Origin of the sequence: Bacillus sp. ISL-39, assembly GCF_018613295.1 — a bacterium.
Taxonomy (GTDB): Bacteria; Bacillota; Bacilli; order Bacillales; family Cytobacillaceae; genus Mesobacillus.
This window is the reverse complement of the sequence record NZ_JAGGQM010000003.1, coordinates 21509-34913: the sequence shown is the minus strand read 5'-3', so window position 1 is coordinate 34913 and position 13405 is coordinate 21509. Positions and strand designations below refer to the sequence as shown.

Annotated in this window: 11 protein-coding genes; 1 reads left to right on the top strand and 10 read right to left on the bottom strand. The window is 45.0% G+C overall.

Going from position 1 to position 13405, the window contains the following annotated elements; translation table 11 throughout:
* Positions 1-119: 119 nt before the first annotated feature.
* Both yabN and J7E37_RS05770 read right to left on the bottom strand, forming a co-directional pair.
* Positions 120-1583 (bottom strand): bifunctional methyltransferase/pyrophosphohydrolase YabN, encoded by a 1464-nt coding sequence (gene yabN, locus J7E37_RS05775; protein ID WP_214782146.1) that lies wholly within the window; start codon positions 1581-1583, stop codon positions 120-122.
* 29 nt (positions 1584-1612) lie between these two features.
* The gene (locus J7E37_RS05770; protein ID WP_215022939.1) at positions 1613-3217 is read right to left on the bottom strand and encodes a putative polysaccharide biosynthesis protein; all 1605 of its coding nucleotides are present in this window, start codon (positions 3215-3217) and stop codon (positions 1613-1615) included.
* A gap of 212 nt (positions 3218-3429) precedes the next feature.
* Between J7E37_RS05770 and J7E37_RS05765 the strand changes: the two genes are divergently transcribed.
* The gene (locus J7E37_RS05765) at positions 3430-3609 is read left to right on the top strand and encodes a hypothetical protein (RefSeq protein ID WP_215022936.1); all 180 of its coding nucleotides are present in this window, start codon (positions 3430-3432) and stop codon (positions 3607-3609) included.
* Positions 3610-3819: 210 nt separating this feature from the next.
* Here the strand turns inward: J7E37_RS05765 and spoVT are convergent, their stop codons facing one another.
* The 8 genes from spoVT to spoVG form a co-directional block, all read right to left on the bottom strand.
* Positions 3820-4356, bottom strand: a complete 537-nt coding sequence (gene spoVT / locus J7E37_RS05760; RefSeq protein WP_214782139.1) for a stage V sporulation protein T — start codon at positions 4354-4356, stop codon at positions 3820-3822.
* A 332-nt stretch (positions 4357-4688) separates the two neighbouring features.
* Positions 4689-8225, bottom strand: a complete 3537-nt coding sequence (gene mfd, locus J7E37_RS05755; RefSeq protein ID WP_214782137.1) for a transcription-repair coupling factor — start codon at positions 8223-8225, stop codon at positions 4689-4691.
* A gap of 101 nt (positions 8226-8326) precedes the next feature.
* A complete protein-coding gene (fin, locus tag J7E37_RS05750; RefSeq protein ID WP_167834220.1) occupies positions 8327-8557 on the bottom strand; it encodes an anti-sigma-F factor Fin in 231 nt (76 codons plus the stop codon).
* 147 nt (positions 8558-8704) lie between these two features.
* On the bottom strand, positions 8705-9265 hold the full coding sequence (pth, locus tag J7E37_RS05745) for an aminoacyl-tRNA hydrolase (RefSeq protein WP_215022934.1): 561 nt from the start codon (positions 9263-9265) through the stop codon (positions 8705-8707).
* Between the two features lie 123 nt (positions 9266-9388).
* Entirely contained in the window at positions 9389-10021 is a 633-nt protein-coding gene (locus tag J7E37_RS05740; RefSeq protein ID WP_214782133.1) for a 50S ribosomal protein L25/general stress protein Ctc, read from the bottom strand.
* Between the two features lie 456 nt (positions 10022-10477).
* Positions 10478-11434 (bottom strand): ribose-phosphate diphosphokinase, encoded by a 957-nt coding sequence (locus J7E37_RS05735; protein WP_214782131.1) that lies wholly within the window; start codon positions 11432-11434, stop codon positions 10478-10480.
* A gap of 18 nt (positions 11435-11452) precedes the next feature.
* Complete coding sequence (glmU, locus tag J7E37_RS05730) at positions 11453-12826, bottom strand: bifunctional UDP-N-acetylglucosamine diphosphorylase/glucosamine-1-phosphate N-acetyltransferase GlmU (RefSeq protein WP_214782129.1); 1374 nt, start codon at positions 12824-12826, stop codon at positions 11453-11455.
* A 283-nt stretch (positions 12827-13109) separates the two neighbouring features.
* Positions 13110-13400 carry a septation regulator SpoVG gene (gene spoVG, locus J7E37_RS05725; protein ID WP_023613316.1) on the bottom strand — a complete coding sequence of 97 codons (291 nt, stop codon included), beginning with the start codon at positions 13398-13400 and terminating at the stop codon, positions 13110-13112.
* Positions 13401-13405: the final 5 nt, after the last annotated feature.

The window sequence follows — 13405 nt, the reverse complement described above, 5'->3', positions numbered from 1 at the left end:
TTACGATTATGCACGCATATTCATTTCGGCAGCATCTTCGAAAAGAGCCCGAAACTCTAAAATGCGCATAACTGTAAGTGTTGTTCGAAAAGCAACAAACAATGCGAAATACCCTTTACCTATAAACCTTGTGTCTTAGCTTCCTCCCAAAAAGCATCCAATTCATCCAGCGTGTAGTCCTCGACACTTCGCCCACTGTCTGCTGCTTTTTGTTCGATATAGGCAAAGCGGCGCATGAACTTCCTGTTGGTCTTGTTCAGTGCCATTTCCGGATTGATATCGTAATGCCTTGCGAAATTGACAAGCGCAAACAAAAGATCTCCGTATTCCAGCTCGATATCTTCCTGAATGCCTTTTTCGGTGATTTCCTCGGATAGCTCTTCAATTTCTTCCTTTACCTTATCAAGGATGGGTGCCGCCGTCTTCCAGTCAAATCCAACTTTAGCCGCTTCCTTCTGCAGCTCATATGCCTTTAGCAGATTCGGAAGCCCTTTTCCGGCTCCCTCCAGCATAGACTTTGTCGCACCGCCTTTTTCCTGCTCCTTGATTTCCTGCCAGTTTTTCATGACATCTTCTTCGTTCTCCGCCGTTTTGTCCCCGAAAACATGGGGGTGCCTGCGGACCATTTTTGCAGATATGCCTTCAATTACATCATCGATGGTAAAGTAGCCGTCGTCCTCACCTATCTGCGCATGAAGCATGACTTGAAGCAGCACATCGCCCAGCTCTTCAATCATATGATCGATATCATCATGATCGATTGCCTCCAGCAATTCATATGATTCTTCAATCAAGTATTTCTTGAGAGACTGGTGGGTCTGCTTCTTATCCCAAGGACAGCCATTCGGACCGCGCAGTTCTGATATAATTCCACGCAGCTTCAGAAAATCCTTGTATAAAATTTGTTCATCTTCAACCGGCGGAACATAAACCGATGTCAGATTGCTTAGCTCCATCTCCCTGTCCAATTCGTATAATGGGACCTTTTTGATGACCTCATCACTGCTTCCCGCCGCTGTCACGATCCATACCTCATAATCATCGGGCAATCTTTCCATAAGTGTCAGCTTGACCTCAGATGCTACGAACGCATCATACACCTGTCCGATGATTGTGTGGTTCTTCAGCAGCAAATCTTCCTTTGACAATGCTGTGCCATCTAGCAGCTGAAAACCTTCGATCGGATCGATCGCCAGGGACTGGAACATGGCGTCCAGGAAACTCTGGCCGCCGCCGATCTCAATTTCCGTATTCCGCCCTGGTCCTCGTTCGAGCAGGAGCTGCACCGTCCGCTCCGCAATCAAGGGATGTCCTGGAACGGCATAGATTACAGGAGCCTCGGCACTTTCAGCAAGCAAAAACTCGGTGATTTCCTCATAAACATCCTCAAACTGGTCATGCTTCTCATAAATTCCATCGAACGATTGAAACTGCAGCCCTTCCTTCTCAAGCTCAGCAACGACCGGATGCTCTTTTGTCCGCAAAAACAGGTTTTTCTCCTGCTTCAATTTTTTATATACACCAAGCGGAAGCTGGTCGAGGTCGCCCGCTCCCAGTCCGATGATCAAAATCTTGTTTGTCATTTCCCTTTTTTCCTCCTTCGTGTAAAACCCTATTTAAAGAATAACTGGACCATCCTGCTGCCGAATGGCAAAGTCACTAATTCATCTTCAGTCAAAGCCTTCGTTTTGATTAATATGAAAAAATAAACAAGTGCTCCGATAACTATAGAGCTTAATGCTTGGAATACAGCTCCGAGCCTGTCGGGTTCAATATAGTCATAACCGAAATCCGTTATATATAGAAATAAACGTAAAACTATAACCATCACTGCCGAGGAAAACAGGATTTTTCCAATGAAAACAAGTGATAGAACTGGTTGGCCGAGTTCATGTCTCAGCTTAAAAATGAGGATGAACATGACTGCCAGCATCGCCGCCAATGTGGCATAAGCTGCCCCCATTGTCCCAATATCCGGGATCAGTATCAGGTTCAATATGTATTTCAAGCCAAATCCGGCAAGTATGACTGCAGCCGGAAAAATTGACTTATCAAGACCCTGCAAAATGCTCATTATCGTCAGGATGACAGATCCAAATAAAATCATCAAGCTGAGCACTCCAAGCACATTAGATCCATCAGCATTCTCAAACAGCATGATATTAGCTGGAACGATGATGCTATATAACCCAACCGCAGCGGCAGCTCCAAAAATCAAGCTTGTCTGAAGGGCGAGTCTCACTTTGGGCAGGATTCTATCGCGGCGATTACTTGATTTGTCACCTGAAATTGCCGGAACAAGGCTTAAGGACATCGAAGTGGCGACAACTGTCCCAAGCTGGATCAGCGGCTGCCCTCTGTCAAAAATGCCTTTTGCCGACTTTGCTTCCTCGGCTGTCAGCCCCCTTGCCAGCAATGAAGAATACATATTCAAGGAATCCGCAAGCTGCAGCAATATTAACAGCATGCCACTGATGCTGATCGCAAATCCCTGAATGATCAATGCTTTTACGACCCAGGCTGCGTCCTTAAATAAATCCTTGAAGTGAAAATAGGTGAAGGGATTGGCTCCTCCATTTTTCAGATAAAAAAATCCGAGTATCAAAACGGAGATAACCCCGCCTGTTATCGATCCGAATACAGCTCCGGCCCCAGTGACATATAGAGAGAAACCCTGCTGTACAAGCACCGCTGACAAGGTAAGAATGGTCGCGACCCGGATAAACTGTTCTGAAACCTGAGAAATCGCTGTCGGCACCATGTTACCCTTCCCCTGGAAATATCCCCTGAACACTGCGGTGAAGGGGAAGATCAGAAATGGCACAGATACAACCTTAAATAAGGGCTTCAGTTCAGGATCACCGATTTTATTGGCAATCCATCCAGCACCAATATAGAAAAAGGAAAAAAGGAACAACCCAATGATACCGAGAAATACGAGCGAAATGGCCAATAGGCGATCAGCCCTGCCACTATTACCGGTCGCCTGCTGCTCCGTATAAAGCTTTGAAATGACAACCGGAAATCCATATGTAGATAAAACCATGACAATGCCAAAAAAGGGATACACCTGCTGATAAATATAAAAACCAATGTCCCCGACGATATTTTGAAAAGGGACACGGTATAGGGCGCTTAAAATTTTCGTAACCAGGGCAGCCAGAGTAAGGATCATAGCTCCCTTCATCAATTCCTTTGAATCTGCAACGGGCTTCATCGCCCATCTCCTTCCAATTTCAGTTTCAAACGTATTATATCACAAGGGAAAAAGCGGCGGCCGCAAGCGAAACAGACAACATTAATTTGTTAGACAGCTGTAACATAGAAAAGCGCAAGCGCCTTGGTCAGCCCGACAAGCGCAAGCGCCTTAAAGCGCCACGTCCTGTGGCTGGCGGGTCTAGCACATCCTGTTCCTCGGAGGGCTTGACAGTGAAGTCGTTCTTTGACTTCATTGGCAGGACCGAAATCGAAAAGTATAACCGACTGTCCAGAAACACAGAAACTGGAGACTCCGACAAAGAAGCGCTTTTTGCTTCTGCCGGCGGAGTTGAAGTTTCGGAGTTTCTAGGAGGCGACACTAGACAAGCGACTCGAGCTGCTCAAAGCTAACGCTTATCGCAAGATACTCAGGGAAGACATCTCCGGGATGAAACTGGCTAGGCGCTGAAGCTAGACAAATAGAAAAGCGCTAGCGCCTTGGTCAGCCCCGACAAGCGCGGAGTTGGACACCCTAATTGTGCAACAAGTTTATACTTCCAAGCACGAAAAGAGGCAGCCTCGTCAGCTGCCCTTTCAGGTAAGATTATAAATCGGTGATGATTATTGCTCCATCTGTCTTGCCAGGAAGCCTGCAGCTGTTTCAACAGCTTTTTGTTCCACGTCACCCAATGATCCTTCTTTAGAGAAGATAATTACTGCCCCGATTGGATCCCCGTTTGCAATGATTGGTCCAATTGTATAAGCAGAAACAGGCTCTTCATTCCCCTCTACAAGCGAAATGCTTGTCTGCTGGTTCACTAGGGACGAAGTACGGTCTTCCATCGTCTTTTCAACAAGTTCACTGATGTTTTTATTCAAGTAGTCCTTCTTGGAACCTCCTGCCAATGCGATATAAGTATCTCTATCGCAGATCAATACCGGGTTTCCTAAGCTGTCGTACAGAGCTTCTGCATATTCCTTCGCAAAATCACTCAGCTCACTGATTGGTGAATACTTTTTTAAAATGACTTCACCATCACGGTCCACAAAGATTTCAAGTGGATCCCCTTCACGAATACGAAGTGTTCTTCTGATTTCTTTTGGAATTACGACACGACCTAAATCATCGATTCGACGAACAATACCAGTTGCTTTCATCCAACGTTGCCTCACTTTCATCTGATGATTATTTTTTAGATAAGGTTGTTTTGCTATAATTACTGCTTTCGTTTAAAATCAATCCAATTTACGAAAACAGCATTGGAAATAATAATGCCTTTATTAATCAACCTTACCAAGATTTGAACTTAGTATCTTTCATATGGAAAGTTCTATACACTTCTCATTATTATTTTCTTTGAAGTGATAAAGGTGCCAAAAACGGATAAACCTTCCAGCTAATATTTGCGTACACACAGAAATTACCCTTGTCTATCTTTTTTGAAACACCTTATCATTTTACATTTAGATTACAAAATATTTCCATATGGTTACGATACTGTATTTTCCTGCTCTTTTTGGGAGTCATGAAGTCCCTTAATCATCTCGAAAGTAATTTCGAACCAGCGGTCATTTTTAATTCCTTTAGTATGGACAACCATCTTGAGCTTATTGCCTTCCATACCGAGACCCACCGCATTCCTGTACTGGCTGCTTAGCTTGAACACCTTTTGTCCGTCAATCCGGCTGCTTCCATCCTCTGTTAAAAGGATCGTCACATCCTGCTTAGCCATTTTAATGGATTCCACTCCAGCGGTAATGGCATATACCTTTAATTCTGCAACTTTAAATAACGTTTCCACTTCTTCTGGATAATCCCCAAATCGATCAATGATCTCTTCTTTTAATTCATCAATATCCTTCAATGACTCGATACCGCGGAACCGCTTATACATCTCGATTTTCTGGTGTCCATCAGAAATATAGCCATCAGGTATATAGGCATCGAGCTCAAGATCAATTTCAATCGAAGGCTTGCGGATTTGGTCTTTTTCCGGCTTTCGTTCTTCAATCGCTTCCTTCAGCATCTGGGAATACAGATCGAAACCGACCGAATCGATAAACCCATGCTGCTGGGCGCCTAGCAGGTTGCCGGCACCACGGATTGATAAGTCGCGCATTGCAATTTTGAAACCAGAGCCAAGCTCCGTGAATTCCTTGATTGCCTGGAGACGCTTTTCAGCCACTTCAGTGAGGACTTTGTCTTTTCGGTAAGTAAAATAAGCATAGGCAACCCTGTTGGAGCGGCCTACCCTTCCTCTAAGCTGGTACAGCTGAGAAAGGCCCATTTTATCTGCATCATAAACAATCAGTGTATTGACGTTTGGAATGTCCACACCTGTCTCGATGATTGTTGTACTTACAAGCACATCATATTCACCTTCAAGGAAGCCAAGCATGACGGACTCCAGTTCATTTTCGGTCATGCGGCCATGGGCAAAGGTGACACGCGCATCAGGCACAAGCATGGATATTTCTTCAGCCTTCCGCTCGATGTCCTCAACACGGTTATAAAGAAAATACACTTGTCCGTCCCTTGCTAGCTCGCGTTCAATCGCCTCGCGGACAAGCCCCCCATTGTATTCCATGACATATGTCTGGACAGGGAAGCGGTTCTCGGGCGGTGTCTCGATGACTGATAAATCTCTGACGCCTAGCATTGACATATGCAGCGTCCTTGGAATCGGTGTCGCTGTCAAAGTCAGGACATCCACATTTGTTTTTAGTTTCTTGATCTTCTCCTTATGCGTAACCCCAAAACGCTGCTCTTCATCTATGATCAGAAGGCCTAGGTCCCTGTAGACGATTTCTTTGGATAAAAGCCTGTGGGTTCCAACGACAATATCCACACTTCCTGCTTTAAGACCTTTGATCGTCTCGGTTTGCTGCTTGCGGGTACGGAATCTGCTCAACAATCCGATATTGATTGGGAAATCCTGAAACCTTTCCCTGAGTGTCTCATAATGCTGCTGGGCAAGGATGGTTGTTGGCACAAGGAAAGCAACCTGTTTACCATCGGCTATCGCCTTGAAGGCCGCCCTGATTGCCACCTCGGTTTTACCATAGCCGACATCTCCGCACAGCAGACGGTCCATTGGGCGTTCACGTTCCATATCAAGCTTGATTTCATGGATGGAACGTACCTGGTCTTCCGTTTCCTGATAAGGAAATGAAGATTCAAAATCGCGCTGCATCTCGCCATCAGGAGAGAACGCATGCCCGACGCTAGCCTCACGCTCTGCGTAAAGCTTGATCAAATCATCCGCAATATCCTGGACAGAGGACTGAACCTTGCTCTTGACACGTTTCCAGTCGCTTCCGCCGAGCTTATAGACCTTAGGTTCTTTTCCTTCTGAGCCAACGTACTTTTGGACAAGGTCAATCTGCTCGACTGGGACATAAAGCTTATCTGTTCCCTGGTAGCGGATATGGAGATAATCTTTATGGATACCATTGATTACGAGCGTTTCAATGCCCAGGTATTTACCGATTCCATGGTTTACGTGAACGACATAATCGCCGATCTTAAGTTCCGAATAGCTCTTAATTCGCTCTGCATTAGACAACTTTTGTCTTCTGGCAGGTTTCTTTGTTTTTTTATTGAAAAGTTCCTCTTCTGTAATTACGGCAATCTTTTGGATTGGGAATTCAAAGCCCGTATTCAGGCTGCCCTGGATAATCTGGACTTTTCCTGGAAGCAGCTCCTGCTTGCTGCCCATTTTTACCGCATCGATTTCATAGTCTTCCAGAACCCGTTCGAGTTTTTTGACTCTTTCGGCATCCGGCCCGAGGAAAATAACTGCATAGTTTCCTTTCCGCCAGCGATCCACTTCACCTTTCAGCACATGCATCTGTCCGTGGAAATTCTGCATCTGCTTGCAGGATATATTAATGATGTTCTGCGGACTTGTGTTTGGTACATGCCTTAAAAATAATGATAAATACACAATCGGCTTTCCAGCTTTACTCATCAAGTCAGGAAGCTGGTGTGAAATTTTCAGGTCATGGATGATCTGGCCTTCTCCCAGGAGACTTGTATACCATTCCGCTTCTTCCTTGCCAAGGGACTCATTCATTTCCTGAACCCTGCTTATTTCATCAATGAACAGGAAACCCTTTGACGGCAAGTAATCTATTAAACTTTGAGGCCTTTCATAAGCTATGGACAAGTACTTGAATAGTTGATCAGGTATTTGCCCATTGCGGAGCTGTTCCAATTCATAGCCAATATTTTGCGCCATCAAAGTCTTTGCCTTATCATCCTTAAGCTTCTTTAAACTGCTTGAGAGCCCGTCTTCCAATCCTGTGATCAGACGGTCCAGCTGTTCACTCTCAATCGGATTTTCTGTCGCCGGCCCGATTGCTACTGTTTTCATTTTTTCCTTCGAACGCTGGTCCTCAAGCGAGAATGTCCTGATTGAATCAACCTCTGCATCAAACAGCTCAATCCTGATCGGATCTGCGGATGTCAGCGGGTAAATATCAATAATTCCGCCGCGGACGCTGAATTCTCCGGGAGCCGCAACCATTCCCGCCCTGACATATCCCATGCTGACAAACCGGTTAAGGACCGATTCGAGATCGATTTCTTCGCCTAGCTTGAATGTCAGCTGGAATTTTGCCCACAGATCCTTTGGTGGAAGCAGCTTCCTCAAGCCAGCCATCGGGACAATCACAATACCCGTATTCTTTTTGCTCCAATGGTTCAGAGCTTCTATTCTCTGTGCCTTCAGCTCTGGACTTGAAATACTTATTTCTGCGGCAATCAATTCATTTGCCGGGTAAAGATAGACATCATTTTCCCCTATTAAATTCGCAAGATCATCATATAGTTTTTGCGCTTGCAATAAATTATGTGTCACGATCAGGACGGGGCGCTTCGTCTGTTCGTAGATGGCGGCTAAAAAGACCGTCCTTGCCGAACCGGACAGGCCTGCGACGAGCTGTTCCCTGAGTCCTTCATCCATTCCGGAAATAACAGATTGGACATCATCCTGATGACTAAATAGAGCTTTCAGCCCCTGCATCCAAACCTCTCCCTCTCTATAAAAAATGCTAATCTTTCCTTTTTAAATATACGACCAATATACAAACAGAAAAATGCTTTGGATGTAGAATCCAAAGCTTTTCAGTGAATCAGGTAGTCATGCTGGTGGAAGTCTGGGTTGCGCTCCAGGGCTTCCTGACAGTCTTCACAGATCGATTTTATATGGATGTCACCGTTCCCTGCGTAAGATACCATCTCCTGGCGCTCTTCCTCGGTCAGCTTATGCAGCCCTAAACTTTCACTGTGGACAGACAATCTGTCCAATGAGCCGATATTCGTGCCGCAATGACGGCATTGATAATGTATAGCCATGCCCGTCCCTCCCAATTTAAGTCATTACTCATTATTGACCCTTTGGCAGGAACTTATGCACTTAGCCTATTGTATGATGCTTTTTTTACATTATATTACTTGATCAAAAGATTGGCACGTTTGGATTGCCATCTTTTCAGACTCCCACTATTGATTAAATGTATTCATAACTTCTAAGAATGGCTTTTTCATCCATTCCTCACAAGCATCGGCAGATTTCAAGACAGCCTCTGCCATTTGTTCATTTTCTTCGGCTGTAAAACGGCCAAGCACCCAATCGGTGATCGCCATTCCATTTGTCGGGCGGCTGATGCCTACCCTGATTCGCTTGAACTCCTGTGTCCCTGTATGGGCAATCGTCGACTTGATTCCATTATGGCCGCCTGCGCTGCCTTTTTGGCGCAATCTGATCCTGCCTGTTGGCATATCGAGATCGTCATAAATTACGACCAGATCTTCCAAGTCGATATCGTAAAAATCCATAACGGCCCTGATCGATTCACCAGAAAGGTTCATATAAGTTAAAGGCTTAAGCAAGATGACCTTTTCACCGCCAACGAATCCCTTTCCATATAAGCCTTTATGCTTTGCCTGATCCAATGGGATATTCCACCGTTTTGATAATTCATCTATGACCTCAAAGCCAATATTGTGCCTTGTTTTGTCATATTGCCTCCCCGGATTCCCAAGTCCAACAAACAACTTCACTTTCCACACCCCTAACCAAACGCTTATCTTATTCTTTCAGGGAAACCAGAAAGAACCTCTGTTTCTAATGTACATGAAAACCGCAAAAGACGTAACCCTTTTCAGGCTACGTCTATTACTGCTTTATTCTTCGCTCGCTTCTGTTTCTCTTCCTTCTTCATTTTCAGGCTCTCCCGGTTCTTGTTCTTCGCCGGAGTTGATTTCTTCTTCCACTTTAGGAGGAAGGATTGAAACGACTACCGTATTTTCATCATCATTAATTTCATAATTTCCAGTTTTGATATCAGCAAGTGTCAAGTTTTCATTAACCTGCAGGTTTGTGACATCCACATCAATAGTCTCAGGGATATTGCCTGGAGTCGCTGTGATGTTCACTTCGTGGATCGGCTGCTGAATGACGCCGCCATCCTTGACACCTGCAGCTTGGCCAATGAGATTCACCCTGACGCTTGCATGTACCTTGGAGCTTTTATCGACCACAAGGAAATCAGCATGAAGAATTTCATTCTTGATATGATCTTCTTGATAATCCGTCAACATGACACTTTGCTGGCTGCCGCCTACATCAAGCGAAATGACACCATTTCGGCCATTTTCACGGATGGTCTTCACAAACTCGATGCTGTCCACATAAATGGACTTGCTATCTGTAGTCCTTCCATAGACCACTGCCGGAATATTGCCCTCCTGGCGTAACTTCCTCAGGCTAGAACGTTGAGTACTTGTGCGCTCATTTGCTTTCAATACTGCACTCATGGTTTTGTCCCCTTCCTATTTCGTAAGTTCTTGTCTATATAAAAAATGCCCCAAAACAGGAAGGTCTAAACGTTATACTTTTTGAGCCCTTTCAACAAGGCTGTTGATTTTCGTTCCAGGCGCTTCATTGCCTGCCGGGTCTCCCATGAGTTTGCCACGCTCCATGTCACGTAATCATCCATTTCTTTCTGATTACACAAGTGTCTGAATTGCTAGGGTTATTGACAGCTTTGAGCTCTTCTCCACAAAAGCTGTCATAATTACGAGCTTTTCTTGACAGCTTTGACCTCTTCTCCTGAAGCTGTCATAATTACAAGCTTTTCTTGACAGCTTGACTCCTCTTTACCTGAAAAACATGAAAAACGCAAGCCGCCTTGGTCAGACCAAGCCGTATTTTAAAGCACTCATAAACAAGAGTAGGCTTGCCGCTTGGCAAGCCTGTAGTCCCTTATAAAATCAATCAAAAAGCGTGCTGACAGATTGCTCTTCGTGGACGCGGATAATCGCTTCCCCGATCAATGGAGCAACAGACAGCTGATCGATTTTTTCAATGCGCTTTTCTTCTGGAAGCGCGATTGTATTTGTCACAACCAGTTCTTTGATCTTGGAGTTTTCGATACGCTCAATCGCAGGACCTGATAATACAGGGTGCGTACAGCACGCGTAAACTTCAAGTGCCCCATTTTCAACCAGGGCATTTGCAGCTAATGTAATCGTCCCAGCTGTATCGATGATATCATCAATCAAGATCGCAATCTTGCCTTCGATATTACCAACAATATTCATGACTTCAGCAACATTTGGCTTTGGACGGCGCTTATCAATGATCGCAATCGGCGCTTTCAGTCTTTCAGCCATCTTCCTTGCACGAGTAACACCGCCATGGTCAGGAGATACAATGACAACGTCACCGTTCAATTCCTTGCTGTTGAAGTGATCCGCAAGAATCGGCACACCCATCAAGTGATCGATTGGAATATCAAAGAAGCCTTGAATTTGCGGAGCGTGAAGGTCAAGCGTGATCACACGTGTAGCGCCAGCAGTCTCAAGCAGGTTTGCCACAAGCTTAGCAGTGATTGGTTCACGTGCGCGCGCTTTACGGTCCTGTCTTGCATAGCCGTAATAAGGCATAACAATATTGATTGTTTTTGCTGATGCACGCTTCAATGCATCAATCATGATCAGCAATTCCATGATGTTCTCATTTACTGGAGAGCTTGTTGACTGGATGACATAAACATCGCAGCCACGGATGCTTTCTTCAATGTTGATCTGGATTTCTCCATCGCTGAATTGGGATACAGAGCATTTCCCTAGCTCTACCCCGATTACCTTCGCGATTTCCTGGGCAAGTTCAACATTTGAGTTCAGTGAAAAAACCTTCAAATTTGGGTCAAGATACTGGTTTGACATTATGGACCTCCAAGACTCTTATTTCTTTACGTTCATTTTCCCTACATAATCTTCTTTGTTGACTTGACGAGCACGTGCAAGCGCCAGTGCTTCACCTGGAACATCTTGAGTGATCGTGGAACCGGCTGCTACATATGCGCCTTTTCCAATCGTCACTGGTGCAACAAGATTGGAGTTACAGCCGATGAATACGCCGTCTTCAATCTTGGTCAGGAACTTGTTTTTGCCATCATAATTCACTGTGATCGAGCCGCAGCCGATATTCACATCAGCACCGACTTCTGCATCACCGATATAGCTAAGGTGGGAAGCTTTACTTCCTTTGCCAAATACCGCTTTTTTAATTTCGACAAAATTGCCGATCTTGACTTCATCATGGATATCAGATTCAGGCCTGATATGCGCGAAAGGCCCAATATTGACTTCGGAGCCAATCCTGCTGTCAAAGGCGGCTGATTGGCGGATAACTGTATTATTTCCAATTTCGCAGCAGTTGATTTCAGTATTAGGTCCTATCTGGCACTCTGAACCGATGACTGTTCCTCCAGAAAGCATGGTTCCCGGGAAAATAACCGTATCCTGTCCAATTTTCACATCTGGTCCAATATATGTGTTATTCGGATCAATAATCGATACGCCATTGCGCATATGATACTCATTGATCCGCTTTTTCATCGTGCGTTCGGCTTCAGCTAGAGCGACGCGGTCATTGACACCGAGCGTCTCCGCGAAGTTATCCGTCACATAGGCAGATACGATTTCGCCGTCGTTTTTCAGGATTTCGATGACATCCGGAAGATAATATTCTCCCTGGACATTATCGTTTGATACATTCTGGATCGCCTCGAATAGCATTTTATTGTCGAAGCAATATGTACCCGTATTGATTTCATTGATGCTTCTTTCCTGCTCATTTGCATCCTTATGCTCAACGATTTTCTCGACAAAGCCCTCTGCATTTCGAACGATACGGCCGTAGCCAGTCGGATCTTCCGCCCTCGCCGTCAAGATGGTTGCTTTAGCATTTGTCTCTTCATGATGCTTGAAAAGAGCTTCCATCGTTTCAGCCTTGATCAGCGGAGTATCACCGCAAACGACGATTGTGACTCCCTCTTTGTCTGCTAGCATATCCCCTGCCTGCTGCACAGCATGGGCTGTCCCCAGCTGTTCAGCCTGAAGGGCATACTGGCTGTCCTCACCTAGCTGATCTTTCACTTTTTCTGCTCCATGACCGACAATGGTCACGATTTCGTTTATATCAAGACTTTTCACCTGGTCAATTACATGCTGTACCATTGGCTTGCCGCATACAGGGTGAAGAACTTTATACAATTTAGACTTCATTCTTGTTCCCTGACCGGCAGCTAAAATGATTGCATTACGATTAGACATTAGCAGGCCTCCAATTTACCTTTTTATCCATTACGAATATATCTTAAATAGCCAGCCATTTCAAGAATAGAAGAATAAGTACAATTATTTGTCAGTTTAGGGGGGAAGGTATTAACCGAAAAGCGGAGGCGACACTAGACAAACATCTCGAGGAGTTAGGAGCAGAGCTGAACAAGTTCCGAAGTGATTTTTATAAGAATAGGTTTAGCCAGCGGACAAACTGGGGAAATAAAAAAGAGCCTAACTTATGAAGCAGGCTCTTGATGTTATGCAATTATATATTCTAGGAAGCTCCAGCTTCTTCGAATTCAACTTCCAATTCACCTAAGCGGTGGTACTCTGCCAGTACAGCATCCTGGATTTTTCCGCGTGTACCCGAATTGATCGGATGCGCGATATCACGGAACTCGCCATCAGGAGTGCGCTTACTAGGCATTGCAACAAATAGGCCGTTGTTTCCATCAATCACCCTGATATCATGGACAACAAACTCGTTGTCAAGCGTGATGGAAGCGATCGCTCTCATCCGTCCATCTGTATTAACGCGGCGTAATCTTACGTCAGTTACTTCCATTCTGT

Excerpts from the sequence above, each read along its gene's own strand:
- fin (WP_167834220.1), bottom strand. The coding sequence starts at position 8,557 with ATGGCTATACATTATCAATGCCGTCATTGCGGCACGAATATCGGCTCA.
- J7E37_RS05770 (WP_215022939.1), bottom strand. The coding sequence starts at position 3,217 with ATGAAGCCCGTTGCAGATTCAAAGGAATTGATGAAGGGAGCTATGATC.
- glmU (WP_214782129.1), bottom strand. The coding sequence starts at position 12,826 with ATGTCTAATCGTAATGCAATCATTTTAGCTGCCGGTCAGGGAACAAGA.
- J7E37_RS05740 (WP_214782133.1), bottom strand. The coding sequence starts at position 10,021 with ATGAGTGCAGTATTGAAAGCAAATGAGCGCACAAGTACTCAACGTTCT.
- J7E37_RS05735 (WP_214782131.1), bottom strand. The coding sequence starts at position 11,434 with ATGTCAAACCAGTATCTTGACCCAAATTTGAAGGTTTTTTCACTGAAC.
- yabN (WP_214782146.1), bottom strand. The coding sequence starts at position 1,583 with ATGACAAACAAGATTTTGATCATCGGACTGGGAGCGGGCGACCTCGAC.
- mfd (WP_214782137.1), bottom strand. The coding sequence starts at position 8,225 with ATGCAGGGGCTGAAAGCTCTATTTAGTCATCAGGATGATGTCCAATCT.
- spoVG (WP_023613316.1), bottom strand. The coding sequence starts at position 13,400 with ATGGAAGTAACTGACGTAAGATTACGCCGCGTTAATACAGATGGACGG.
- spoVT (WP_214782139.1), bottom strand. The coding sequence starts at position 4,356 with ATGAAAGCAACTGGTATTGTTCGTCGAATCGATGATTTAGGTCGTGTC.